Here is a 23,288-nt window from a genome sequence, read left to right as displayed (position 1 = left end):
ATTTCCCTGTAGGAGCGGCCTTGTGTCGCGATGGGCTGCAAAGCAGCCCCGACAATCTCAGACAGTACTACGAACTCCAGACTGCACGCCGTCTACCCCCCCCTCATCATGCAACGAAATCCGCGAAGTCTCCGGCAACGCCAACCCGCCCACCAGCGCCACCAACGCAATCACCACCAGGTAAAACGCCGGTGCCAGGCTGCTGCCGGTCTGCCCGATCAGCCAGGTCGCCACCAGCGGTGCGGTGCCGCCAAACAGCGTATAGGCCACGTTGTAGGTAATCGCCGAAGCGGTGTAGCGGGTGCGGGTTGGGAAGCTTTCGGACAGCAACGCCGCTGTGACCACGCCACTGCACAACGCGCCCACCGCCAACAGAATCACCCCCAGCAGTGCACCCGACATCGAGCCAGAGCTGGCCAGCCAGTATGCCGGGAACACGCACAGCATCACCCACAGGCAAGTAAAGCCGATGGTCTTGCGCCGCCCCACTCGGTCCGAGAACGCGCCGGCCAGCGGGCAGCCGACGGCGGCGAACAGCAGGGCCACGGTGGTCACCAGTAGCGACTGTGCGCGGGTCAGGTTGCCCACCAGTTGCAGGTACGTGGCGAAGTAGGTGGTGAACATGTAGAACGACAGGGCGGTCAGCGAGATGAACGCCCCCAGGTTGCGAATGACCCGGCCATGGTGACGCAGGGTGTATTTGAGCGGCGAATGCTCATGTTCCTTGCCTTGGGCGACGGCTTCGCGGAATGCCGGGGTTTCTTCCATGCGCCAGCGCAGGTACAGACCGACCAGCCCCAGCGGCGCGGCAATCAGGAATGGAACGCGCCAGCCCCAGGCATTCATCGCCTCGGCCGACAGGCTGGCTTCCAGCCCATAGGCGATCACTGCGGCGCAGGCGAAGGCGGAAAAGGTCGAAACCGGCACGAAACTGCCGTAAAACGCACGCCTGTCGTTAGGTGCGTGCTCCATCAAGTAGGCACAGGCCCCCGCGTACTCGCCACCGGCAGAAAAGCCCTGCAGGCAGCGCGCCAGGGTGAGCAGCACGGGGGCTGCCAGGCCAATGCTGGCGTAGGTCGGCAGCAGGCCGATCAGGGTGGTGGAGCCGGCCATCAAGAGGATTGTCAGCGACAGGATGCGCTTGCGCCCCAGGCGGTCGCCCAGCGCGCCGAACACGATCCCGCCCAGCGGGCGAAGGGCAAAGGCCACGGCAAACACCGCGAACGTTTTGAGCAACGCCACGCTGGGGTCTTCGCTGGCAAAGAACTGGCTGGCGATCAGCGTGGCAAGAAAGCCATACACGGCGAAGTCGAACCATTCGACGAAATTGCCGATGGCCGAGGCGGCGATCACCCTGCGCAGGGTGGCGGGGGATACCTCGTGAGGTGCGGACATGCGGGTGCTCTCCGGTTCCATTGGCAGCCATGATGAACGTGGCGCGGTCGGGCCGCGCCATCATTGTTGTGCTTGCCAGTAGATAACCGGGTGCAAAAAGGTGCTTTGTCGAGGGCGACCTCGGGATACCTGATTCAACCGGTATAACGGTTTACAGCCGGCCGACCTTCCAGGGGGCGTACTCCAGTTCGCTGTAGCCTTCGGCTTTGCCGTGCATGTCGGCCTTGAAGCCCGGCAGGCTGCTCAGGTCAAGCGCCATGCAGCGGCTGGTGAGTTCGGCTTGCAGCCTGCCATCGAGACGAAAGTCATCCGGCCGGTTCGGGTGGGGATAGATTTGTACCAGGCAGCCTTGGACCTTGCCCTGCGCATTCGCCTCGTAATAGAGCGAGGCCCGGCCGATGCTGTTTACCGGCTGGTCGCGGAACAGGTGCTGCCAGAAGAACTCACGTTGTGCATTGGCCTGGCGCCGTGGGGTATCCAGTGCCTGGGCGGCAGCGGGCAGATCCACGAACAGCGGCGCTCGTATTTCCGTCGTGCCGTCCTCGTCGCGCATCGACTTGGGCACCACGGGGTAGATGGTCTTCCAGCATTGCGCCTCGACCATGTTGGCCAATGCGTTGAAGTCTGAGCGGACCAGGTCGGCCGGTAATGCTCTTTCGTACTTCATCGGTGCTTTACTGGTTTTGCAACTGATGGGGGCGGAGTGCTGGTCGAGTTTGACATTCAGCATCACCACGCCAACCTGCTTGCCTGTATCTGCTGTGGCGATGCCCAGCTTCAGTACGTGTTGCATGTCGCTGACGAATGCCTTGCGCGCCTGTTTGTCCTCCTCGGAGGCAGGGCGGTTCTGGCAACCCGCCAAGGCGATGAGTGCAGCTGCCACGATTGCCGGAGACAACGGTCTGAGCACAGAAACTTCCTTGATGTGATAGAGCCGGCGTTCATGCCGGCGGTAATGAGAACCAATATTATCACTCGAAATGCTTGAGGGCTTTGTGTGGTTTGTGTGTAGGAAATGTATGGTTTTGCGGTATCGGCGCGATGGCCGATACCGCCCTGTGCATCAGAAGCGCATGTCCAGTGCCAGTTCGAAGGTGCGCGGCGGCCCCATGTAGTACTGGCTGTTGTAGGCCTGCTTGGCATACACCTCGTCGGTCAGGTTGCGCACCCGCCCGGTCAGCGTAGTGTGCTCATCCAGCCGGTAGCGGGCGAACGCGCCAAACAGGGTGTAGGCCGGGGCCTTGAGGCTGTTGGCATTGTCGGCATACACCGAGCCCACATAGCGCCCGTCCGCGCCCACCGACCACGCCGACGACAGGCTGTAGGTCAGCCACAGGTTGGCGACATTGGCCGGCACGTTGGTCGGTGCATTGCCTTTGCGCGACACCGATACGCCGTTCACCGCCTCGTTGAACTCATCGTACTGTGCATCGACATAGGCATAGTTGGCCTCGGCCAGCAGTTTCGGTGTCACCTGCAACCGCCCGGACAGCTCGATACCGCGTGAGGTCTGCTGCCCGGCCTGGACCGTGAGGTTGGCGTCGTTGGAGTCGCGGACGGCAAAGTCCTTGCGCACGATCTGGTACAGCGCCAGCGTCGCGGCACCGCGCCCATCGAGGAAGTCGAACTTGCTGCCCACTTCCCATTGCTCGCCCTTGGACAAGTCGAAAAGGCCGACATTGGAGTAGGTCGCCGCTGCCAGCGAGCCGGCCGGCAAGTCGGCGGAAGAGCTGTACTGTACGTACACGCTGGCCGAAGGCGTCAGCGCATAGGTCAGGCCGATGCGCCCGGACAGCGGCTCCCAGCGCCGCTCGAAGTAGGCCGGCGAAGTTGGCGTCACTGCGCCGTAGTTGGTGACGTCCATATCCAGGTAGTCGTAACGCAGGGCGGTCAGCAGGGCCAGGCGCTCAGTCAGCTGCAAGCGGTTTTCGGCGAAAACCGCGCGGTTGATGACCTCGTGGCGGCGTTGCTTGGTCAGGCCGGCATTCACACCAGGGATGTCATCGAAGCTGCCGGGGTCGAAGTGCTCGGCATCGACCACGTCACTCCAGCTGCTGGAGGTGGGGTAGAGGGTCTGGCGCATGCGCGAGTACTCCAGCCCCAGCGACCACTGGCTGGCCAGGCCGAACAGCTGGTTGTCATGGCGCAGCTCGATGCGGTCGCCCAACAGGTTCTGGTCGTGGCGCTGCAAGTAGGGGCTGCTGCGCTGCACCTTGCCATCGCGGGTGTAGGTGTAACGTTCGAGGTTGCGGTAATCGCGCTGGGCGTTGTAGTGGTACAGCGTGTTCTGCACGCTGGTGCTGTCGCTGATCTGGTAGTCGAGGATCGAGCGCAGCCAGCGCACCCGCTGCTCATAGCGGCCATCGCCAACGTTGTAGTTTTCGAAGCGGCGGCTGTTGTCGATTTTCATCGTGCTGCGCCCCGGCAAAATCGGCGAGCCCCAGTACGGGCTGTCTTCGCGGTCTTCCTGGTATTCCAGCGCCAAGGTGTGGGTGAGGTTGGGCGTCAGGTCGCTGAGCAGCGAAAAGGCCAGGCTGTCGGTGTGCCGTTCGTTGCGGTCGACATAACCGTTGCCATGCCCGCGGCTGAAGTCCAGGCGCATGAAATGCCGGGCATCGGCGGGGTTGCTGGCCAGCGCCTGGTTGATGCCGAGGGCCACTTCGCTGTCGTCGAAGCTACCGTAGCGAATACGCCCGTCAATGATCTGCTGGTCGCGGCTGGCGAGCTTGGTGATGTAGTTGATCGAGCCGCCCACCGCCCCCGCGCCATGCAGGAACGAAGACGGCCCGCCAATCAGCTCGACGCGGTCGAGCACCCAGGCATCCACCGGGCGAGTGGCGCTGCTGTAGCCCAGGTTGATGCCGTTGTACAACTGGGTGACCTGGTTCTGGGTGAAGCCGCGGTAGGCGACGAAGCCGCCAAAGCCAGGGTTGGCCGAAGCGTTTACACCGGTCATGGCGTTGATCACGTCCTGGCTGTCCTTGGCGCCGCGTTCTTCGATCAGGCGGCGGTCCGAGACGCTGACCGAGGCGGGCGTTTCTCGCGCGGTGAGGCCCAGGCGCGAGCCGGTGCGGATCGGCTCGTCCAGTTGCACGCCGCTGGCGGCGTCGCGTTCGCCGTCGATGGTGGTGGCGCCAAGTTCGACAGGGGCGCTGTCGGCCCAGGCAACGCTGCAGGTGCCCATGATGAGCAGCAGGGAGGTATTGCGAAGCATGTTTGTGTGTCTTCCACGCAAGGTTCATGGCTGACGGCGAGCGCGCACAGGCGCGCCCGGCTGAAGTCAGGCGAAATGAAGTGAGGCTGCGGGGAAGACGGCAGGGGAGGCGCGGGGGTTGAGGGCGGGGCGTTGATAGCGCGGTGGCGGTTGTGCCCAGCTGCGCACCACGATGGGCGAGGTGGCCACGGCTTGCGCCGGGGTGAATGACCAGCCACCACTGCTGAGCGGTACCGCCAGGCCGAACGATGAGCACACCGGGCAGTCGAGCTGAGCCATGTGCTGGTCGCCGCCGGCGCCGTCCAGGTCGATGGCCACGCCATGCTCGCTGTTGACGGAGCAGAAACCACCTTCCAGGCCGGCCAGGCGCAGGCCGCCCATCTGCCCATGGTGCAAACCGCACAGCAACAGGCTGAACAGGACGCTGGCATAGAGCGCCCAGGCAGTCAGCGTGCGAGTGTGCCGGGTGGTTTTCATGGCGGCGAATCTACCATTCGGATGAACGGTCGGGTAGTGCTTTTGCTGCAGCACGATCGCTTGTAGGAGCGGCCTTTTGTCGCGACAGGGGCGCAAAGCGCCCCCCAAGACCTGTCAGGCCGCCCGCTCCAGCGCATCCAGTAAGTCGACAAACTCCATCGCCAGCTTGTGCCGTGGCGCCAGATGTACCAACGGCACCGACGCCTGGTGCGACTCCCGCATCTTGATCGAGCTGCTCAAGTACACCGGCAGCACCGGCAGGCCTTCGTTGCGCAACTGCTCGACCAGGGTCTGGTGCAGCGCGGTGCGCCCGGCGAACTGGTTCACCACTACACCTTCCACCTGCAGTGCCGGGTTGTGGTCCTGGCGCAGCTCCTCGACCTCGGCCATGACGCAGTGCAGGGCCTGGCGCGAAAAGCTGTCGCAGTCGAACGGGATCAACAAGCGCTCGGCCGCCACCAGCGCGCTGAAGGTGTAGAAATTCAGCGCCGGCGGGGTGTCGATGTAGATCCGCTCGTAGTCCTCGCCCAGTTCCACCAGCAGTTTGCGCAGCTTGTTGATCTTGAACTTGCTCTCCAGCTTGCTCTGCAGATCGCTGAGGTCAGGGCTGGCGGTGACCAGGTGCAGGTTGCTGTAGCGGGTTTCGGTGATCGCCACGCGGTGCTTCTTGCCAGCGGCGGTAACCGGCGACAAGGTTTGGCGGAAGAAATCGGCGATGCCGGCAGGTATGGCGTCATTGACCAAGCCGGTCAGGTAGTAAGTGGCATTGGCCTGCGGGTCGAGGTCGACCAGCAGGGTCCGATAGCCCTCGGCGGCACTGGCTGCGGCGAGGTTGCAGGCAATGCTGGATTTGCCCACGCCACCTTTCTGATTGAAAACCACACGACGCATGAGACGCTCATCCATGAAGTGTAAATGTCAGGTTGGGGTCAATCCTATGACTGAAACACTGCAGTTTTATGACAAAGATTGTTACAAGCTCACAATCAGGGGGCTCAGGCGATGGCCACCCGGTTGCGACCTTGCTGCTTGGCCTGGTACAGCGCCCGGTCAGCCAGGCCCAAAGCTTCCATAGGCTTGCTGCCCGCATCACCATCCCAGCGCGCCACCCCCAGCGAAATCGTCACTGCCCCCACGGGCTCCACAGGCGTGTCCTGCACTGTCACCCGCAGCCGTTCGGCCACCGCCGCCGCCACTTCCAGGCTGGCCCCTGGCAGCAGCATCAGGAATTCTTCGCCCCCGGTGCGGCAAAGCAGGTCACCTTCGCGGCAACAACGGCGCATCAATTCCGCCAGCCGGCGCAGCACCTGATCACCCACCTCATGCCCATGGTTGTCGTTGACCCGCTTGAAGTGATCGATATCCAGCTCGATGGCCGCAAATGCTCTTCCTTCGGCTTCCAGCAGCGACAGGCTGAACTCCAGGCTGCGGCGGTTGCCCAGGCCCGTCAGCGGGTCGGTCTGGGCGTCACGATTGAGCCGGCCAATCCGCTCTTGCAGCAAGTTCAAGCCGAACAGCAACGCGCGCTTGAGTTCTGCTGCCTCGAAGTACCAGGCCCGCACCTGATGCAAATGTTCGGCGGTGCCGGCGCGGTCCATCGAGCGGGCACCCGCGGCCAGTTGCCACAGCGGCCGGGCGATGGTCATGGCCAACCACCACAGCAGCAGGCTGCCAACCAGCGCCAAGGGTGCCGAAGTGCCGACGACGTTCAGCACCAGGTGGCTCAGTGGCGTCACCGTCTGCGCCAAGGGCTGCTGCGCGACCACGCCCCAGCCGGCGCTGGGTACGGTGGCGAAGCCGGCGAGCATTTCCACGCCCAGGCTGTTGGTCAGTTGCCGAGTACCGCTGTCCAGTGTCGCCAACTGGTCTACCAGCGCGTTGCCCTCCACCACGGTGCCTACCCGTTCGCTGTTGGGGTGGTACAGCAGGCGGCGGTTGCGATCGACTACGTACAGGTAAGAACCGTCCTTGTAGAAGTGCTCGCCCAGCAGGCTGTTGAGGATATTGCGCTCACGCAGGTACAGGCTGCCGCCCACATAGCCCAGGTAGCGGCCGTTGCTGTCGAAAATGGGTTGCGAGAGCGCCACCACCAGGTTGTCGGCCGCCGACAGGTAGGGCGTGGAAACCAGTGGACGGCGTTCGTGCAAGGCTTCCTGGGCACCGGGCGACTGCACGTGGGTGCCGACCAGGTGGCGCAGCGGGGCTGGGGATACTGCCAACAGCACGCCGTTGGCGTCGATCACGAAGGTGGAGTTGAAGGCCATGCTCTGGCCCAGCACACGCTCGGTTTCCACCTGCAGCGCAGCACCATCGCTCAGCTGACGGCCCTGCAGGCTGGCGCTGAACGCCAGTTGCTGCAGGGCGTTGCCGATGAAGGTTTCGGTGATGCTGGCCAGCTTTGTCGCATACACCCGGTTGGCTTCCAGCGCGTTGTCGATCAGCAGTTGGCGCTGCACTCGGTAGCTGGCGAAGTAGCTGGCGCACAGCATGACCACTGCGGTAAGGGCGCAGAGCACCAGAATGAGTGTACGTAAATCCAGGCGCAATCCATGCTTGGCGTGTGGCAATCCTGACCTCGGGTGATCGAAAAGGGCTACTGAACGGGAGTGGCCTGGCGCGCCGCGGTCAAGAACCTGCCTTGTCCAGTGCGTCGAGTTCGTCCTCCACCTGCTGCATGCGCTGTTCGACCAAGGCCTGAACGTTTGCATCTTGGGCGGTTTCACGCATCAGGGTGGTGAGTTTTTCGCTTAGGCGTTTGCCGGCTTCGGTGTCTTCCAGGGCACGGGCCTTGGCCGGGTCCTGGGTGGCGGCGACGATGGTGGCGAACTCGGCGTCGCTGAAGTTCCTTTCGCTGTACAGGCGGAACAGGTCCTGGCGCTGGTCCTCGACGGTGAGGTGCTTGCGCAGTACGTCCTGAATGCTCGCCTGCGACAGCTGTGGGTGAGTGCGGCCCAGCAGTGCGGCCATGCGCTCGATGTTGTGTGTGTAGGCGTCCTGCAGCGGTAGCTGGGCAAGGATCTGTTCTTCACGGGAGGGTTTCTGGTCGCAGGCGGTGAGTGCGGCAGTCAGCAACAGGGGCAACAGCAACTTCTGGAAGCGCGACATGGCATGGCCTGGTTGGGCAGTGAAGACCGCTGATTATACCGATGTCCGCCTGGCCACGACGAGCCCTGTGATTTGCCTTGTGCGGCGCGCTGGGGTAGAACCTTGCCCTCCCGATCATGGGCAGTAACCCGATGCCGAACTGGACCCTGCAACCCGTGGCGCGAGACGCCATTGCCGAAGTGCTGGCGTTTGTCGACAGCGCCCGCCGCGAGCTGTTTCCGATGCTCGCCAACGCGCCATTGCCGCGTGACCTGGCGCATTTTGCTGAAACATACCTGGACGGCGCGGGCTGTTTCCTGGAAGCCCGTGATGCTGGGCGGCTGGTCGCGGTGATCGGTTACCTGCCCTATGATCATCGCTTTACCCAGTTTGATTACCACGCAGTACGGGTCGTCGAGGTGGTGCGCCTGTTCGTGTTGCCGGGGTACCGCAGGCATGGTTTGGCTGCGGCCCTGTTCTGCGCATTGCGCGAGCGGGCGATGCTGGCGGGTATCGACCTCCTGTACCTGCATACTCATCCGTTTCTGCCGGGTGCGATTGCATTCTGGGAGCGACAAGGGTTTGCGGTGGTTGATGTGGAGAAGGACCCGGTCTGGCAAACCACACACATGCAATTGCGATTACGCTGACCTGTAGGAAAGCCCCTACGACGGTGCTTTGGGTGTGATCGACGCGTTCATTTCAAAATCTACCTGGCTTGCTAACCTTCCCTCGTGTATGGCTTTTTAACAGCACCCAAGGGAGATTCACAATGGCGCACATGGCCCTGTACAAACTCAAACTGCTGGACGAGTTCGAAGACCGCACAGACCTGTGGACCTTCGGTGATTTCGAGAGCAGGTTGATGGACCTGTGGCGCGGGGCGACGCGGCATGATGCCAAAGGCATCATCAATGCTGCACACAAGGAACGGCGTTGGCCCAGGGCGGTGAAGCGCTATTTGCTGACGAATTATCGGGCGTTTGGCAATGTCAGTTCGGAGGTGGAGCGCACGTTTGACGAGGTGCTGGCGGCGATGAGCGCACAGGAGAGGGCCCAGTGGGGGTTGCTGCCTGCTGGTAATTCAGTTGCCTGAAAAACCCAGGGGCTGCGCAGCAGCCCCACTCAGGCGACGCATTGCATCAGAACCCGCCTGACAACGGCCATTCCACCGCCAGCCGTATCTGGTCGCCATCCAGCTCCGCCTGCGCCGTGTTCCCCCGGTGCACGTTATGCCTGACCGAGAACGTCGTGCCTTTGGCCTTGCCACTCTGCACCACGTAACGCGCTTCCAGGTCGCGCTCCCAATGCTTGCCACCCTTGCCATACCCCAAGTACGCATACCCGCCATTGGGGTCGACGTGTGTGCCATCGATATCGAAGCCACGCACATACAACGCCACCAGGTTCAACCCCGGCACGCCGTAGGCGCCCATGTTCAGGTCGTAGCGCGCCTGCCATGACTTCTCGTTCGGTGCGTTGAAGTCCGACATCTGCACAGCGTTGGCGATGAAAATCGCGCCGCGCGTCACGTAGTCGAAGGGCGTGTTGCCGTCCACTTGCTGCCAGCCCAGGCTGAAGCTGTGTGGGCCCTGGTTGTAGCGCGAGAGCAGGCTCCAGGTGGTGTTGTCGATGCGCCCGGACAGCGCTTTGCCGGTGTCGGTGGTGCGATACAGGTTGAGGTCCAGGCTGATGCTGCGCTGGTCATCCAGGGCGTGGCTGAGGGTACTGCCCAGGTAGTGCTGGTTCCAGCTGTCCTCGTAACGTGAGGTGTACAGGCTGCCGCTGAAGGCGGCGCCGGGGTTCCACACGGCACCGGCCAGGTCGAAGCTGTTGCCCTGGCGGCCGTTGGAGTAGTTCACCACAAAGCCCTGATCGTGGCTGGAAGCGTTGCGGTCGGTGCTTTCGTTGAAGTGCCCGGCTACCAGCTTGAGGTTGTCGACTTCATTGCTGGTGAGAAAGAAGCCCGTGGCAGTCTCGGGCAGCAGGCGACTGTCGGAGGAACTGAACACCGGCGTCTTGACCCGTTGCTCGCCGTAAGACAGCACCGTATCGGACACGCGCAGTTTCAGTGCCGCACCTGCGCGGCTGTACTCGTTTTTAGGATGCCCGTCGTTATCGACCCCGAGCAAGCGCGCCTTGCCCGCCCGCCCGCCACCACTGTCGAGTTGCACGCCCAGGTAGGCATGGGCATCGACCCCGACACCGATCAGGCCTTGGGTGAACCCGGACTGGAAGGTACCCATCAAACCATAGGCCCATTCCTCGGCCTTGCCATTACGCTCGTTGCGCGGTTTGTAGGCATTGCGCGCTGCGCTGTTGCGCCCACCGTGCTTGTAGTCGCGCTGGTCGAAAACGCTGCGGTTGAGCAGGTTCCAGCTGCTGTCCGCAAGAAAACCATTACTCTGCGACTGGGCAGTGTCGGCCAGGGCGAGCGGGGCCAGGCCCAGTAGCGGCAGTGCCAGCAATAACCGGTTCATTGCCTGGCCTCGAGCTTTTGCAGTTGTGCGGCGAAGCGGGCTTTGGCCCGCGTCGGCAAGTTCGCCGGCAACGCCGCTGCGGACGCATCACCTACCTGGATCACCATCACCATGCCCATGGCCAGGTGGGGAATGCACTGAATACCGTACACACCAGGCACGCTGAAGGTTTGCTCGAACACCTGGTTCAGTTTGCTCTTGAACGGCTCGGCACCGGCGGGCAGCAGGCCCGCCACGCTGGCGGCATTGTGCCCGCTTTGTGTGGGCAGAAAGCGCACGCTGTCGCCGGGGGCAATGTGCAAGTGGTCCGGTTCGTAGACCATGGCGCCGTCGCTGCCGCGGTTGAGCATTTTTACTTCATGCACTTCGGCCAGCACGGCCGGGGCAAGCAGGGCGCTGGCAAGCAGCAGGGCGACAGGGCGAAACAGCATGGGCAGAACTTCCGGGTTCAGGGGGCGCGAAAGCGCAGAATGCGCGCGCCGTCGTAAGGGTCGGTAAGGTAGTGGGCGTGGACGCCGAAGGTACTCAGCAGGCGCTCGGGGGTGAGTACGTCGAGTGGTTTGCCAAGGGCGACCAGGCGGCCCTTGTCGAGTACCGCCACACGGTCACAGGTGAGCGCCTGGTTGAGGTCGTGCAAAGCCACCAGGGTGGTTACCGGCAGGGCCTGCACTTGCTGCAGCAGGCTTAGCTGATGCTGGATGTCCAGGTGGTTGGTCGGTTCGTCCAGCAGCAGTACCTGCGGGCGTTGGGCCAAGGCGCGGGCGATGTGCACACGCTGGCGCTCGCCACCGGACAGCGAGCCCCACAGGCGCGTACGCAGGTGCAAGGCATCAAGGTCGGCCAACGCTTGCTCGACGATGTCGCGGTCCTGCCGGGAGAACGGCGCCAGGGCCGAGAGCCAGGGCGTGCGGCCCAAGGCAACCGCGTCGAACACGCTGATCGCATCGAGGGTGTCGGCCTGTTGTTCGACCAGTGCCAAGGCCTGGGCTACATGGCGGCGAGGCATCTGCGCCAGCGGTTCGCCCATCAGCTGTACGTTGCCGCAGGTGGGTTTGCGCAGCCCTGCCAGCAACTTCAGTAGCGAGGATTTGCCCGAGCCGTTGGGGCCGACGATACCCAGGGTTTCACCAGCGACAACGCCAAGGTCGATACCGCTGAGCACGGCATTGCCGGCCAGTTGCAGCCCCAGCCCCTGGCAACTCAGTGGGTGCACTTGTACAGCAGCCAGGAGGGTCATGGGCGCCCCCGGCGGCTGACCAGAATCAGCGCGAAAACTGGCGCGCCGATCAGCGCGGTAACCACACCTACCGGGATCACCTGGCCGGTGATCAGCGTGCGTGAGAGGATGTCTGCCGCAATCAGGAACAGTGCGCCACCCAGCGCGCTGGCAGGCAGCAGGCGGCTGTGCCCGGGGCCTAGCAGCAGACGCAGGGCGTGGGGTATTACCAGCCCGACAAAACCGATGGCACCGACAATGGACACCATCACCGCCGTGACCAGCGCTGCACAACTGATCAGCAACAACTGGGTACGCCGCACCGGAATGCCCAGCGAGGCTGCCGAATCGGCACCAAACGTGAAGGCGTCCAGCGCACGGCGATGCCACAGGCACACCAGCAAGCCGAACAGCGCCACCGGCACAGCCAGCCACACCGAAGGCCAGCGCACGCCGCTGAGGTTGCCCAGCAGCCAGAACAGGATACCGCGCGCCTGCTCGGCGGTGGCCGACTTGGTGATCAGGAAGGCGGTCAGGGCATTGAACAGTTGCGAGCCAGCGATACCGGCAAGGATCACCTGAGCGTTGTTGCTGCTGGGGCCGGCCGCGCGGGCCAGCAGCAGCACCAGGGCGAATGCGGCCCCGGCGCCGATGAAGGCCCCGGCGGACATGCTCAATGCCAGGCTACCCAGGCCCAGCAGGCCGACCAGCACCGCGCCGGTCGAGGCACCGGCAGATAGCCCGAGCAGGTACGGCTCGGCCAGGGGGTTGCGCAACAGCGCCTGGAGAATCACGCCGCAGGTTGCCAGCCCGGCGCCGCACGCGGCTGCGACCAGGGTGCGGGTCAGGCGGTAGTTCCAGACGATGCCGGCGTCGATCGGGTCGACCGGGTAGCCGGCCTGCCACAGGTGGTTGGCCAGCACCTGGCCGACCACGCTGGGCGACAGGCTGGTTTCGCCGATGGCGGTACCGGCCAGCAGGGCGGCCAGCAGGGCTGCCAGGGCAACCACGATGCAGGGTAACAGGCGCATCATCACTGGGCTGCTTTACCGCTGGCGAAGGCTGTGGCTAGCGTCTGCACGCCGCGGAACAGGCGGATGCCGGCTTGCATGGCGTCGGCGTCAAGAATGATGATGCGATCGTGCTTCACCGCATCCATGTTGCGGGTTACCGGGTCGCTGCGCAGGAATTCGAGCTTTTTCTGATAGTCGTCGGCGGGGAAGCGTCGGCGGTCCATGCGGGCGATGATCAGCCAGGTGGGGTTGGCCTTGGCCAGGGTTTCCCAGCCTACGGTCGGCCATTCTTCGCTGGACTCGACCACGTTGCGCACACCCAGGGTGCGCAGCATGAAGTCGGCGACGCCCTGGCGGCCGGCCACATAAGGGTCGATGTCGAGGTCGGCGCTGGAGAACCAGAACAATGCCGAGGTGGCCGACAGGTCCTTGCCGGCCAGTTGCGCCTTGGCACTGTCCAGGCGGCCTTTGAGCTCGGCATTCAGAGCATAGCCGCGGTCCTGCACATCGAAGATCTCGGCCAGCTGGCTGATGCTCTTGTAGATGCTGCTGACCTGGAACGCCTGCAGACGGGTGCCGTCGGCGCCGACCAGGTTGTCCTTGCCTTCGCAGTCCGACGGCAGCAGGTAGGTGGGGATCTTCAGTTCATCGAACTGTTCGCGGGTGCCGACCACGCCCTGGGCACCGACCATCCATTCGAACTGCACCGCCACCAATTGCGGGCGCTTGCCGACCACGGCTTCGAAGCTGGGGTCGTTGTCGGCCAGGCGCGGCACCTTGGCGTTCACTGCCTGGTACTCGGGCAGCACGTTGTTGAACCACAGCGAGGTGCCCGCCAGCTTGTCGCCCAGCCCCAGTGCATAGAGCATCTCGGTACCGGCCTGGCCGATGGTGACGGCGCGCTGTGGCGCCTGGGCGAACGTCTGCGGCTTGCCGCAGTTGTCGAGCGTCAGCGGGTAGTGGGTGGCCGCGGCCTGGGCCAGGCCGGTAAGGCCTAGGCCGGCGAGCAGGGTGGCGAAACGGGGCAGCATGCTGGGCGATCTCCTATCGGACAGTTCGGGTGAGGAACGCGCGGACAGGCATCGCCGAGCCCCTGCCGGTGGCAGGGGCAACACTGATGGCCAATCCCGGACACCCCGCCGGTTGGTGAATGTAGGCCGGCAGGTCTCCTGACTGGTGCGTCATGGCCCGGCTCCGGCCTTCCCGGGCGGTCTGGCCCAGTGGCATCGATGGAGCAGGCTCGGCACCTACAGTTGCGGGGGCAGTTCCGTTTGGCCCGTATTGGCGGGCCTGGGATTCCCTATTAGTTCCGTGGTGGAAACCGGCGGCCCGCATGGTAGACCATCGCGCCGCCGGGTGAAAACGCTTTTCAGAAGTACTTCAGCCAGGCGATGTCGCGGCGCCGCTGCTTCAGTTGGGCGAACCCGCGTACTGGCAGGTACAGCGAAGCCGCCAACAGCACCGCGCTCAGCCACACCGCTGCAATGCTCTCGAAGCCGAAGTAGTCGCCCTGGTTGAGGCCTAACAGCGCCACGCTGGCCAGGTACAGCAGCTTCAGCACATACAGGTGCAGCAGGTAGAAGAACATCGGGGCCGCACCGAACACCGCCAGGGCACTGATCCAGCGCGCCTGGCCGGCCCGCTCGAAGGCGCGCAGCAACACAAGGCCGCAGCCCAGGGTCAGGGCCAGGAACAGTAGCGACGGTGGGTATTTGGTGATGTTGAAGAAGCTCATCAACGTTTGCGTGAAGGTGGGGTAACCGCTCCACGGCGCCTCACCATAGCCGTTGAACATGCGCAGCAGGACAAAGCCCAGGAGTGCGAGCAACCCGGCCGTCAGCAGGCGTTGCTGGCGTTGTCCGGCCTCGCTGCCGCGCGCGAACCAGGGGCCCAGGCCATAACCCAGGGCAATGACGCCGATCCACGGCAGCACCGGATACGACGTGCGCAGGCGCAGGTTTTCCGACCATTCAAGCCAGCCGCGGTCGTGCAGGATTGCCCAGGGCACGTGCAGGGCTGACTCCACGCCAAAGTGCAGGCCGTCGAGCAGGTTGTGGCCGGCGACGATGATGGCGCCCAGGGTGAGCAGTGCGGCGCGTGGCAGCCACACCAGCAGGGACAAGGCGATCATGCTGACGCCGATGGCCCAGATCACTTGCAGATAGATCACGCTGGGCGGCAACTGGAAGGTCCAGGCGAAGTTGACCAGGGTGAACTCCAGCACCACCAGGAACAGCCCGCGCTTGAACAGGAATGCCGAGACATCGCTACGGCCCTGATGCTTCTCGCCGTACAGCCAGGCCGACAGGCCGGTCAGCAGGACGAACACCGGTGCGCAGAGGTGGGCCAGTGTGCGGCTGACGAACAGCGCAGGCTCGGTGCTGTCGATGGCCATGGGGTCGCTGACCTGGCGGTGCAGGAAAAAGGTCTCGCGGACATGGTCCAGGAGCATGAACAGGATCACCAGGCCGCGCAGGGCATCGATGCTCTGCAGGCGCTGGGTGATCAAGGTGGGCGTGGCGCTGGCGCTTGTCATGGAGGGTCGCTGATAGGAATGAATGTCATGTGAAACGTTATCTTATAACTAATTTATTGGAGGCTGGTAGAGGTTTTTGTGTTGCCTGTGCAGGCCTCTTCGCGGGCGCGCCCGCGAAGAGGCCGGTTCAGGCAACTCAGGTCAGAAGGTGTAATCCACCGTCGCAAAATACGAGCGCGGCATCCCCATCAACCACTGCTGCCCGCTGAACGCCGACTGCACATACTCGCGATCGAACAGGTTGTTCAACTGCAACCCCAGCCGTACATCAGGCAACACCTGCCAGGCGATGTTGGCATCGACCACGGTGTAGCCGGGGGCGCTTTGGGTATTGGCGGTGTCGGCATAACGCTCATCCACATAGCGCGCGCCAATGCCGGCTTCCACCTGTTGGCCGAAACCTTTGCTCAACCACAGGTTGGCGGTACGCCGTGGCACGTTTGCCGGCCGGTTGCCGGCACGGTCCTGCGCCACGCCGCCGACCATCTCGTCGAAGTCGTCATACCTTGCGCGCACCAGCGATGCGTTGGCAGACACCTGCCATTGGTGCGCCAGCGCCAGTTCCAAGGTCGCTTCGAGGCCATCGGAGGTCTGCTGGCCAGCCTGTTGCTTCTCGTGGGTGATCGGGTCGTCTACCAGCAGCTTCTTCTTGACGATGTGGTAGGCGGCCAGTGTCCATTCGCCACGGCCTTCCCAGAAGCGCTGCTTCAGGCCTACCTCAGTCTGCTTCGCTTCGGTCAAGTCATAGTGCATCTGGGTGGGGCTGAGGCTGATGAGGTTGTTGACCCCTTCCTCGCTGGTGGAGTACTGGCCATACAGTGACAGGTCGTCAGTGACCGCGAACACCAGCCCAGCGCGCCAGTTGCCACCTTGCAGGCTGCGGTCACTGCGGCTGTCGTTGGTCAGGTTGTCGCGGTCGATGTGGTTCTGGTCGCGGCGCACGCCGGTTACCAGCGACAGCCGGTCGCTGAGCTGCAGGCGGTTCTCGGCGAACAGGGCAAAGGTATGGGTGGTGGACAAGGTTTGCGGTCGCAGCGGCGAGGCACTGTGGAACCCGCCGGGCTGCGGTTGCCATGGGTCGATGTAGTCGCCGCCGACATCGTTGTAGGGTGAATTGCTGTCGACGTTGAAGCGCACCTTGTTGTACTCGGCCCCGACCACGGTCTTGCTGGCCAGGCCGAACAGGGTGTGGTCGAAGGTGAAGGTCTGGCGGTCGCCGAACTGTTCCTGGTTGTGCTTGATCTCCAGGTAGCTGCCGCGCAGCAACTGCTGACGCCCGGCGTCCCAGCTGTAGTCTTCGGCGTTGCGCCAGTGGCGGCGGCTCTTGATGTAGTACAGCTGGTTGCTGGCGCTGAGGTGGTCGTTCAGCGTCCAATCGGTGGTCAGCCGGGTCCACTCGTCGTCATAACGCTGCACGTCATTCTGTACGTTGTAGTTCTTGTTGCGCAGGCTACTGCGATAGTGGCCGTCGATCAGCGGCGTGCCGTAGTAGTTGGCGGGCTGCGCCTCGCCACGGTCGTGGGCGAGGGTGAAGCTGAGGTCGTCACTGGCATCGAAACGCAGCGCTGCGCTAACGGCCAGGCTGCGCGAATGGGTGCGGTCGACCCAACCATTGCCATCTTGCTGGTTCAGCGTAAGGCGATAGCTCAGGCGCTCGCTGAGGCTGCCGCCGCTGTCCAGGCCGAGCTGCTGACGGTCCCATGAGCCGTAGCCCAGACGCAGGTGGTTGCGCACTTCGCCGGCAAACGGTTTTTTCGGGATCACGTTGACGACCGCGCCGGTGGCGCCTTCGCCATGCAGTACCGAAGCCGGGCCGCGAATCACATCGATACGTTCGACCATCCACGGGTCGACAGGGAACGTTTGCGTGCCGGCGCCGGTGTAAAGGCGCGCGCCGTCGAACAGGGTCATCACCGAACTGTGCCCGGCAAAGCCGCGGGCGGACAGGCCGGTGCCGCCGTCGCCTGGGGAGCCGACGAAGGTGATGCCCGGCGAGCGGGTCACCGCATCCTGCACGGTGAGGTTGTTGCGCTGCTGAATCTGCTCGGCACTGATGCTGCTGGTACTGGCGGGTGTTTCCAGGGCACTCAGGCCAAGGCGCGAGCCGGCCTGGGTAGGCGTGGCCAGGTCGATGGCGTGGCTGTCGAGGGTGTCGGTGATGGCCGTGGAAGGCAAGGCCAGAGGCGGCGGGGCACGGTCATCGGCCAAGGCCGGCAGGGCGACGGCCAGGCAGGCCGCCAGGGGGTGAAGCTTGAACATACGGGACATGTCGTTCCACTGCTGCAGGAATGAATGCATCCCGGTGGAAAACACGCAAAGGCGAACCATGCAGGCAGGCGCGCGCACGGATTCCGGCCTGCGCCCGCCCACCGCGGGTTGCCAAGTGAAGCTCCAGGCCGGTCTCCGGGCTTGCGAGGGGCATGAAACCTTCACCTTCCCATGCCGGAGCACAGTGGTATCTCGAAGGGTTCGCTCGCTTACCGTTGCGGGGGCAGCGCCGGACTTGTCGTGGGCAACACGACGCACCGGCTTCCCGTTTCACCCTGCGCGCGGCGGCGCAGGACACCTGAAACTGGCGCGCATCTGACCATTGAAACGCGGGGGCGTCAAATTTGCTTGGGCAATGGAGGTGGGTTAGGCCTGCAAAGGCTAGCGTCCGCGGCGCCGCGAAACCCGTGCCTCGATGTTCTTGCGCCCGATCAACAGCGGGGGCTTCTCTACCACCGGCTCATCCGCCAGCCATTTGTACATCACCAGGCAGTCCACCAGCCCCAGGCGGGCATGGCGATAGGCCTTGGGCAAGCGGCCAACGGTCTCGAAGCCCAGCTTGTGCCAAAGCGCCACGGCCACTTCATTGCTGGCCACCACCGAGTTGAACTGCAGGGCCAGAAAACCTTCCTGGCGCGCCAGCTTCTGCGAGTGTTCGCACATCAGGCGCGCCACGCCCCGGCCGCGCGCCTGTTCGCAGACCATGTAGCCGCAATTGCCCACATGTGCGCCAGGCCCGGCAGCATTGGCCTTGAGGTAGTAGGAACCCAGCAGCTCGCCATCTTCTTCAGCCAGCAACGTATGCAAGGGCAGCTCCAGCCACAGCTGGCGAGCCTGTTCGACGCTCAGGGCTGGCTCGAAGGCGTAGGTTTCACGGGCCTGGACAATGGCTTGGAAGGTAGGCCAGAAACGGTCGAAGTCTTCGGGCGTCATGGGGCGAATGTGGATCATGCGGGTTCCTGCGCGGGCTAAGCCGCCCAGTCTGGGTGGCGCGGCGCCGTCGCGCAAGGGCGGCGACGCCGTTTGTGCTCAACCGTTGGCCTTGCCCACCGCGTCCATGGCACGCGCTGAGTAGACCAGTGCGGCCCCAGCATTCATCGCCACCGCTACGCCAAGCGCTTCGGCAATTTCCTCGCGGCTGGCGCCATGCTTGACCGCCTGTTGCGAATGCACGGCGATGCAGCCGTCGCAGCGGGTGGTCACGGCCACGGCCAGGGAGATCAGCTCGCGGGTCTTGGCGTCCAGGTGGTTGGTCTTGGCCCCAGCACCGCTGGCGGTCACATAACCGGCCACGGTGTCGGGTGAGAGTTGCTTGAGATCGCCGATGCCGGCCATCAACTGCTTACGGTAGGCGTCCCAGTCCATCATGCTCATCGTCTTCACCTTGGGGGGGTTGCGAGTGGAGCTTTCAGGCTAGTCGAAGAGTGGCAAGTGCGAGGCTTGTACTTTGGTGGTCATGCAGTGGGCCTTTGGCAGCGGGCTTGCACCAAGCCCGCGCCTACACGGTTCAGATGTAGATGAACACCAGCACCAACGCTGCGACCACTGCCCATTTCTCCAGGTAGTAACGCATGCGGTTGCGCTTCTTCAGCGCCTTGCCACGCTCGCGGATCTTGTAGATGCGGGTGAACAGGCGGTTGATGCCCCCGGTCTTGTCGCTGGCATCGTTGGGCGCAGCGGCGGCGGCCATGACATTTCGGCTGAACCAGCGGTTGAACGCGGTTGCCCAGCGGTACTTGAGCGGGCGTTCGACGTCGCAGAACAGGATGATGCGGTTATGCTCGGTGGTGTTGGCCGCGTAGTGGATGTAGGTTTCGTCGAAGATCACCCCCTCGCCATCGCGCCACGAGTACTTCTCGCCGTCCACGTCGATGTAGCAGCCGTCGTCGTTCGGCGTGTCCAGGCCAAGATGATAGCGGTACGAGCCCGCATACGGGTCACGGTGGCGCACCAGCTTGGCACCCGGCGGCAGGGTGGCGAACATGGCAGCCTTGACTGTGCCGATACCTTGCAACAGCTCGGTGGTGCGTGGGCACAGCGCCATCGCCGACGGGTGGCTCTCGCCGTACCACTTCAGGTAGAAGCGCTTCCAGCCGGTTTTGAAGAACGAGTTGAAACCGACGTCATCGTAATTGTCGGACTTCTTGATTTCGCCTACGTGCAGCAGCTGGCGGCCTTCCTCGCGGATCTCCTGCCAGTGGTCCTGCAGCGGTTTCAGTTCGGGAAAAGCCTCAACCGGCAGGTAAGGCTTGGCCGGGTGCTTGGAAAACAGGTACAGAAAGCTGTTGACCGGGGCCAGGAAGCTGGAGTGGTCGCCCAGCTGACGCGTCAGCTTGTGGCGAACCCGACCGCGCAGGTGAACATAGGCGATCGAGAGGACGAAGATAAGTACGAGTGCAATTTTCATGGACGTTTACTTGTCGAAAAATGGCCATGCGCCATGGCATAAGCTCGCCAGCATAAACAATCATGGGGGCAGTTTGTACTTATTGTTACGAAACGGTGGGGCGACATTGGTGTAATGCCCTACAGTCTTGCGCAAACGTTTCATGTCAGGGAGTTTGTATGGTTCAGGATATACGCCCCAGCGGTAGCCCGTTCAAACGGCTGTTCTTCGCCTTGCCGGTCAACGATGCCCAGCGCAGTGCTCTGGCCCAATGGCGCCGGGACCTGAGCCTGCGCAGCGGCAAACCGGTGCCGGCAGCCAATTTCCACGTCACGCTGCTGTTCCTCGGTGATGTGGACGCCGCCCAGCTGCCAGCGATCTGCGCGGCGGTCGATCAACTGGCGCTGCCGGCCACGGCGCCGCGGCTGTTGCTCGACCGTTTGCAGGTGTGGCAGCGGGCCGGAGCGCTGGTGCTGGAGGCACAGCAGACACCGCCGGCCCTGTTGCACCTGGTGTACGGCTTGCAGCAGGCGCTGCTGCCGTTGGGGGTGGAGGCGGCCAACCGTGAGTATCGGCCGCACCTGACGCTGTCCAGGGACTACCACGGCCAGCCACCCGAGGCCAGCAGCGCGCCGGAGTTCTACCTCACCGCGCGACACTTCACGCTTTACGAGTCGCGCAAGGGCGCCTACTGGCCATTGGCGCAGTGGCCGCTGGCGCAATGACCTGGGGTTAGAGCTCTGGGGTGTACTTGACCGTCAACAGGAAGTTACGCGGCTCGCCAAAGTTGTTGCTGCCATTGAGCTGGTTGAAGCCTGCGACCCAGTACTTCTTGTCGAACAGGTTGTTGGCGTTGACGGCAACGTTCACTTCCGGGGTCAGCTGATAGGTCAGGCGCGCGCTCCACACCGTATAGCCCGGCACGGTGTAGGTGCGCTCGTAACCCAGGGTATGGCTTTGGGTGGTGAAGCCAAGGCCTGTACTCCAGCGCTGGCCGTCCAGTGGCAGCGTGTAATCGGCCCAGGCGCGCAGCATGTGTTTGGGTGTCCACTGGCTGAATGTGCGGCCTTTGTCGACAGGGTCTTCAAGGAATTTGGTGGTGTTGTAGGTGTAGCCTGCGAACAATTGCAGGCCACTCAGCACTTCACCGCTGATCTCGGCTTCGACACCCTGGCTGCGTACCTTGCCCGACGCTGTTGAACAGTACCAGTCATCGCAGGCGAACCCCGAGGTTGTATCGGTGACCGCGCGGTTTTCCTGATCGTAGCGGAACAGCGCGATCGAAGCGTTGACCCGGCCGTCAAGCAGTTCGCCCTTGAGGCCCGTTTCGTAGTTGCTGCCAATCACCGGTTTGAGCGGTGTATTGCCAACGGCGCGTTCGGTTTGCGGTACGAAGACGTCTGTGTAGCTTGCGTACCAGGCCCATTCGCGGGTCAGGTCGTAGACAAAACCTGCATACGGGGTGACCTCACCCGTTTCGGTCATGCGGCTGGTGGGGTTGACCTGGCCCGGGTTCAGCCCGCGGTACGTGGTGCTTGCGTAGCTGTAGTCGAACCAGCTGACGCGTGACCCGAGAATCAGCGTCAACCTGTCGGTCGGTTTGACGCGCCAGGCACCGTACAGTCCTTTCTGGCGAATATCATAGCCACTGCTTTCGTGGCGCCCGAAGGGCGCGGCAAGCAGGCTGTCACGGCTAGGCTCGGGGCGGTCATGGTCGATGTCGAAGATGCTGTCATTGCCACCAAAGGTGCGCCAGTAACCATCATCGCTGGTGAGCTTGGAGTAGTTGCCGCCAAAGGTCACTTCATGTGCTACGGGGCCTGTGTCGAAGTGGCCGACCACGTTCATGTCCAGGCCCAGCTTGGTGGAATGGAAGTCGGTGATCCAGTCTGCATACTCGACGCCACTGCCGTCAGGCTCAAGGCCTTCACCGACGGTCTGGGTGCGCTGGTGGGTCGACGTGTTGGTCTCGTCCATGCGCACTGCAGCGGCCTTGAAAGCCCAGTCCTCGTTGAAACGGTGCTCCAGGTCCAGGTAATAGGTGGTGACGTCGGTCTCGGCACGGCTCCAGCGAGCGCCGGTGTAGGTCGAGCGCGGTACGTCGACCGGCTTGCCCGTGGCGTAGCGGGGGATACCCCGCAGCATCGGTCGCGACTGCTGGCGGTTATAGCTGATGCCAGCACCCACGGTAGTGGCGTCATTCAGGTCGATGTCCAGCGCGCCGTACAACGAATGCGATTTGCTCCACTGGTAGTCGATGAAGCTGTCGCTTTGGTCTTCGTCGGCCACGAGCCGTCCGCGTACACGGCCATCGGCGGTCAACGGGCCGCCGGCGTCAAGCTGCAGGCCGTAATGGTCCCAGGAGCCAGCTTTGCCGGTGAGGGTAACGGTCGGGGTTGCCTGGCCGCGCTTGCGCACCAGGTTGATCGCGCCGCCGGGGCTACCTGTGCCCTGCAGCAGGCCTGAAGCACCGCGCAGGATCTCCACTCGGTCGAAGAACACCAGGTCCTGGGTTGCCCAGTTGCCCAGCGAATAGTTGTTTCGCGGAATCGGCACACCGTCGTACTGCCAGTCATCGATCTGGAAACCACGCGAGGTCACCACCACGCCAGGGCCAATGCCCTGCGCGCCGACAATGCCCGTGGTGTGGTTGAGCGCGTCCTGCAAATCGGTGATGCCCTGGTCATCCAGTTGCTTGCGCGTGATGACGGTGACCGACTGGGGGATCTCCTTGAGAGTGTGCGTGCCTTTGCCGAGGGTCACCGCACGGGCGGCGTAGGAACCTGTGCCTTCGCTGGTTGCATCCACGTAGTTGTCGGTGATGCTGGTGCTGCCCAGCTCCATGACGTCGCCGCCCAGGCTGGCGGGGGCGACACTGAAATGCCCCTCGCTGGAAACCCGCAGCTGCAGGCCGCTGCCGGCCAGAGCAGCTTGCATGGCCTGTTCGGCACTCATCTGGCCGACCACGGCAGGTGCTTGCTTGCCGCGCACCAGTGCAGGCTCCAGCGCGATGATGTGGCCGCTTTGGCTGGCGATGCGGTTGAGCGTTTGAGCCAGGCTGGCGGGCGGCAGGTCGAACATCTGGGTTTGCGCCTGGGCTAGCACGTTGAAGCTGGCCAAGGCGGCGACCAGAGGCAGGGCGCGGGGCAAGGGGTTGTACACGGATTACTCCCGAATGAAGTGGCTGTCAGGAGGTATGTGGGACGAACAAAAAAAACT

Annotated in this window: 21 protein-coding genes and 2 riboswitches; of the genes, 3 read left to right on the top strand and 18 right to left on the bottom strand. The window is 63.6% G+C overall.

The annotated features are described in order from the left end of the window. Positions 1–57: 57 nt before the first annotated feature. The 7 genes from APH42_RS04175 to APH42_RS04145 all read right to left on the bottom strand — a co-directional run bounded on the left by APH42_RS04175 (position 58) and on the right by APH42_RS04145 (position 8,191). Positions 58–1,395 carry an MFS transporter gene (locus tag APH42_RS04175; RefSeq protein ID WP_012271697.1) on the bottom strand — a complete coding sequence of 446 codons (1,338 nt, stop codon included), beginning with the start codon at positions 1,393–1,395 and terminating at the stop codon, positions 58–60. A gap of 151 nt (positions 1,396–1,546) precedes the next feature. Continuing rightward, complete coding sequence (locus APH42_RS04170) at positions 1,547–2,305, bottom strand: hypothetical protein (protein WP_060492801.1); 759 nt, start codon at positions 2,303–2,305, stop codon at positions 1,547–1,549. Between the two features lie 153 nt (positions 2,306–2,458). Next, on the bottom strand, positions 2,459–4,609 hold the full coding sequence (locus tag APH42_RS04165) for a TonB-dependent siderophore receptor (RefSeq protein WP_060492800.1): 2,151 nt from the start codon (positions 4,607–4,609) through the stop codon (positions 2,459–2,461). 66 nt (positions 4,610–4,675) lie between these two features. Next, positions 4,676–5,086, bottom strand: coding sequence for a DUF2946 family protein (locus tag APH42_RS04160; RefSeq protein ID WP_012271700.1), 411 nt, complete (start codon positions 5,084–5,086; stop codon positions 4,676–4,678). 114 nt (positions 5,087–5,200) lie between these two features. Then, the gene (locus APH42_RS04155; protein WP_012271701.1) at positions 5,201–5,977 is read right to left on the bottom strand and encodes a ParA family protein; all 777 of its coding nucleotides are present in this window, start codon (positions 5,975–5,977) and stop codon (positions 5,201–5,203) included. Positions 5,978–6,081: 104 nt separating this feature from the next. Next, positions 6,082–7,653 (bottom strand): sensor domain-containing diguanylate cyclase, encoded by a 1,572-nt coding sequence (locus APH42_RS04150; protein WP_012271702.1) that lies wholly within the window; start codon positions 7,651–7,653, stop codon positions 6,082–6,084. A gap of 58 nt (positions 7,654–7,711) precedes the next feature. Then, positions 7,712–8,191, bottom strand: coding sequence for a hypothetical protein (locus APH42_RS04145; protein ID WP_012271703.1), 480 nt, complete (start codon positions 8,189–8,191; stop codon positions 7,712–7,714). A gap of 131 nt (positions 8,192–8,322) precedes the next feature. Between APH42_RS04145 and APH42_RS04140 the strand changes: the two genes are divergently transcribed. Together APH42_RS04140 and APH42_RS04135 are read left to right on the top strand one after the other, a co-directional pair. After that, the gene (locus APH42_RS04140; RefSeq protein WP_060492809.1) at positions 8,323–8,820 is read left to right on the top strand and encodes a GNAT family N-acetyltransferase; all 498 of its coding nucleotides are present in this window, start codon (positions 8,323–8,325) and stop codon (positions 8,818–8,820) included. Positions 8,821–8,942: 122 nt separating this feature from the next. Beyond that, positions 8,943–9,266, top strand: coding sequence for a hypothetical protein (locus tag APH42_RS04135; protein WP_012271705.1), 324 nt, complete (start codon positions 8,943–8,945; stop codon positions 9,264–9,266). A 46-nt stretch (positions 9,267–9,312) separates the two neighbouring features. Here APH42_RS04135 and APH42_RS04130 read toward each other — a convergent pair whose 3' ends face one another. The 10 genes from APH42_RS04130 to lpxO form a co-directional block, all read right to left on the bottom strand. After that, entirely contained in the window at positions 9,313–10,650 is a 1,338-nt protein-coding gene (locus APH42_RS04130; RefSeq protein ID WP_012271706.1) for an OprD family porin, read from the bottom strand. Further along, positions 10,647–11,081 (bottom strand): pseudoazurin, encoded by a 435-nt coding sequence (locus tag APH42_RS04125; protein ID WP_060492799.1) that lies wholly within the window; start codon positions 11,079–11,081, stop codon positions 10,647–10,649. The genes APH42_RS04130 and APH42_RS04125 overlap by 4 nt, the downstream gene beginning before the upstream one ends. A 17-nt stretch (positions 11,082–11,098) precedes the next feature. Continuing rightward, positions 11,099–11,887, bottom strand: a complete 789-nt coding sequence (locus APH42_RS04120) for an ABC transporter ATP-binding protein (protein WP_012271708.1) — start codon at positions 11,885–11,887, stop codon at positions 11,099–11,101. Beyond that, a complete protein-coding gene (locus APH42_RS04115) occupies positions 11,884–12,900 on the bottom strand; it encodes an iron ABC transporter permease (RefSeq protein WP_012271709.1) in 1,017 nt (338 codons plus the stop codon). Before APH42_RS04115 ends, APH42_RS04120 begins: the two co-directional genes overlap by 4 nt. After that, entirely contained in the window at positions 12,900–13,910 is a 1,011-nt protein-coding gene (locus tag APH42_RS04110; protein ID WP_060492798.1) for an ABC transporter substrate-binding protein, read from the bottom strand. The genes APH42_RS04115 and APH42_RS04110 overlap by 1 nt, the downstream gene beginning before the upstream one ends. A 110-nt stretch (positions 13,911–14,020) precedes the next feature. After that, positions 14,021–14,220: riboswitch (cobalamin riboswitch) on the bottom strand. Between the two features lie 28 nt (positions 14,221–14,248). Continuing rightward, entirely contained in the window at positions 14,249–15,415 is a 1,167-nt protein-coding gene (locus APH42_RS04105; RefSeq protein WP_060492797.1) for a DUF1624 domain-containing protein, read from the bottom strand. Between the two features lie 141 nt (positions 15,416–15,556). Beyond that, a complete protein-coding gene (locus APH42_RS04100; RefSeq protein WP_060492808.1) occupies positions 15,557–17,683 on the bottom strand; it encodes a TonB-dependent siderophore receptor in 2,127 nt (708 codons plus the stop codon). 108 nt (positions 17,684–17,791) lie between these two features. Then, positions 17,792–18,000: riboswitch (cobalamin riboswitch) on the bottom strand. Between the two features lie 64 nt (positions 18,001–18,064). Then, entirely contained in the window at positions 18,065–18,634 is a 570-nt protein-coding gene (locus APH42_RS04095; RefSeq protein WP_012271713.1) for a GNAT family N-acetyltransferase, read from the bottom strand. Positions 18,635–18,712: 78 nt separating this feature from the next. Further along, a complete protein-coding gene (locus APH42_RS04090) occupies positions 18,713–19,057 on the bottom strand; it encodes a carboxymuconolactone decarboxylase family protein (protein WP_012271714.1) in 345 nt (114 codons plus the stop codon). 133 nt (positions 19,058–19,190) lie between these two features. Further along, positions 19,191–20,090, bottom strand: coding sequence for a lipid A hydroxylase LpxO (gene lpxO / locus APH42_RS04085; RefSeq protein WP_012271715.1), 900 nt, complete (start codon positions 20,088–20,090; stop codon positions 19,191–19,193). Between the two features lie 158 nt (positions 20,091–20,248). On the opposite strand from lpxO, the gene thpR reads away from it, so the two are divergent. After that, the gene (thpR, locus tag APH42_RS04080) at positions 20,249–20,794 is read left to right on the top strand and encodes an RNA 2',3'-cyclic phosphodiesterase (RefSeq protein WP_060492796.1); all 546 of its coding nucleotides are present in this window, start codon (positions 20,249–20,251) and stop codon (positions 20,792–20,794) included. 7 nt (positions 20,795–20,801) lie between these two features. On the opposite strand, the gene APH42_RS04075 is transcribed toward thpR, so the two are convergent. Continuing rightward, positions 20,802–23,231, bottom strand: a complete 2,430-nt coding sequence (locus APH42_RS04075) for a TonB-dependent receptor (protein ID WP_060492795.1) — start codon at positions 23,229–23,231, stop codon at positions 20,802–20,804. Positions 23,232–23,288: the final 57 nt, after the last annotated feature.

Source organism: Pseudomonas sp. NBRC 111140 (genome assembly GCF_001320885.1).
Classification (GTDB): domain Bacteria; phylum Pseudomonadota; class Gammaproteobacteria; order Pseudomonadales; family Pseudomonadaceae; genus Aquipseudomonas; species Aquipseudomonas putida_P.
The sequence above is the reverse complement of the archived record's forward strand: the minus strand, read 5'-3'. Positions and strand labels throughout refer to the sequence as shown.

Excerpts from the sequence above, each read along its gene's own strand:
- APH42_RS04175 (WP_012271697.1), bottom strand. The coding sequence starts at position 1,395 with ATGTCCGCACCTCACGAGGTATCCCCCGCCACCCTGCGCAGGGTGATC.
- APH42_RS04130 (WP_012271706.1), bottom strand. The coding sequence starts at position 10,650 with ATGAACCGGTTATTGCTGGCACTGCCGCTACTGGGCCTGGCCCCGCTC.
- lpxO (WP_012271715.1), bottom strand. The coding sequence starts at position 20,090 with ATGAAAATTGCACTCGTACTTATCTTCGTCCTCTCGATCGCCTATGTT.
- APH42_RS04110 (WP_060492798.1), bottom strand. The coding sequence starts at position 13,910 with ATGCTGCCCCGTTTCGCCACCCTGCTCGCCGGCCTAGGCCTTACCGGC.
- APH42_RS04125 (WP_060492799.1), bottom strand. The coding sequence starts at position 11,081 with ATGCTGTTTCGCCCTGTCGCCCTGCTGCTTGCCAGCGCCCTGCTTGCC.
- APH42_RS04145 (WP_012271703.1), bottom strand. The coding sequence starts at position 8,191 with ATGTCGCGCTTCCAGAAGTTGCTGTTGCCCCTGTTGCTGACTGCCGCA.
- APH42_RS04095 (WP_012271713.1), bottom strand. The coding sequence starts at position 18,634 with ATGATCCACATTCGCCCCATGACGCCCGAAGACTTCGACCGTTTCTGG.
- APH42_RS04165 (WP_060492800.1), bottom strand. The coding sequence starts at position 4,609 with ATGCTTCGCAATACCTCCCTGCTGCTCATCATGGGCACCTGCAGCGTT.
- APH42_RS04155 (WP_012271701.1), bottom strand. The coding sequence starts at position 5,977 with ATGCGTCGTGTGGTTTTCAATCAGAAAGGTGGCGTGGGCAAATCCAGC.
- APH42_RS04160 (WP_012271700.1), bottom strand. The coding sequence starts at position 5,086 with ATGAAAACCACCCGGCACACTCGCACGCTGACTGCCTGGGCGCTCTAT.
- APH42_RS04090 (WP_012271714.1), bottom strand. The coding sequence starts at position 19,057 with ATGAGCATGATGGACTGGGACGCCTACCGTAAGCAGTTGATGGCCGGC.
- APH42_RS04140 (WP_060492809.1), top strand. The coding sequence starts at position 8,323 with ATGCCGAACTGGACCCTGCAACCCGTGGCGCGAGACGCCATTGCCGAA.
- thpR (WP_060492796.1), top strand. The coding sequence starts at position 20,249 with ATGGTTCAGGATATACGCCCCAGCGGTAGCCCGTTCAAACGGCTGTTC.
- APH42_RS04105 (WP_060492797.1), bottom strand. The coding sequence starts at position 15,415 with ATGACAAGCGCCAGCGCCACGCCCACCTTGATCACCCAGCGCCTGCAG.
- APH42_RS04115 (WP_012271709.1), bottom strand. The coding sequence starts at position 12,900 with ATGATGCGCCTGTTACCCTGCATCGTGGTTGCCCTGGCAGCCCTGCTG.
- APH42_RS04120 (WP_012271708.1), bottom strand. The coding sequence starts at position 11,887 with ATGACCCTCCTGGCTGCTGTACAAGTGCACCCACTGAGTTGCCAGGGG.
- APH42_RS04100 (WP_060492808.1), bottom strand. The coding sequence starts at position 17,683 with ATGTCCCGTATGTTCAAGCTTCACCCCCTGGCGGCCTGCCTGGCCGTC.
- APH42_RS04135 (WP_012271705.1), top strand. The coding sequence starts at position 8,943 with ATGGCGCACATGGCCCTGTACAAACTCAAACTGCTGGACGAGTTCGAA.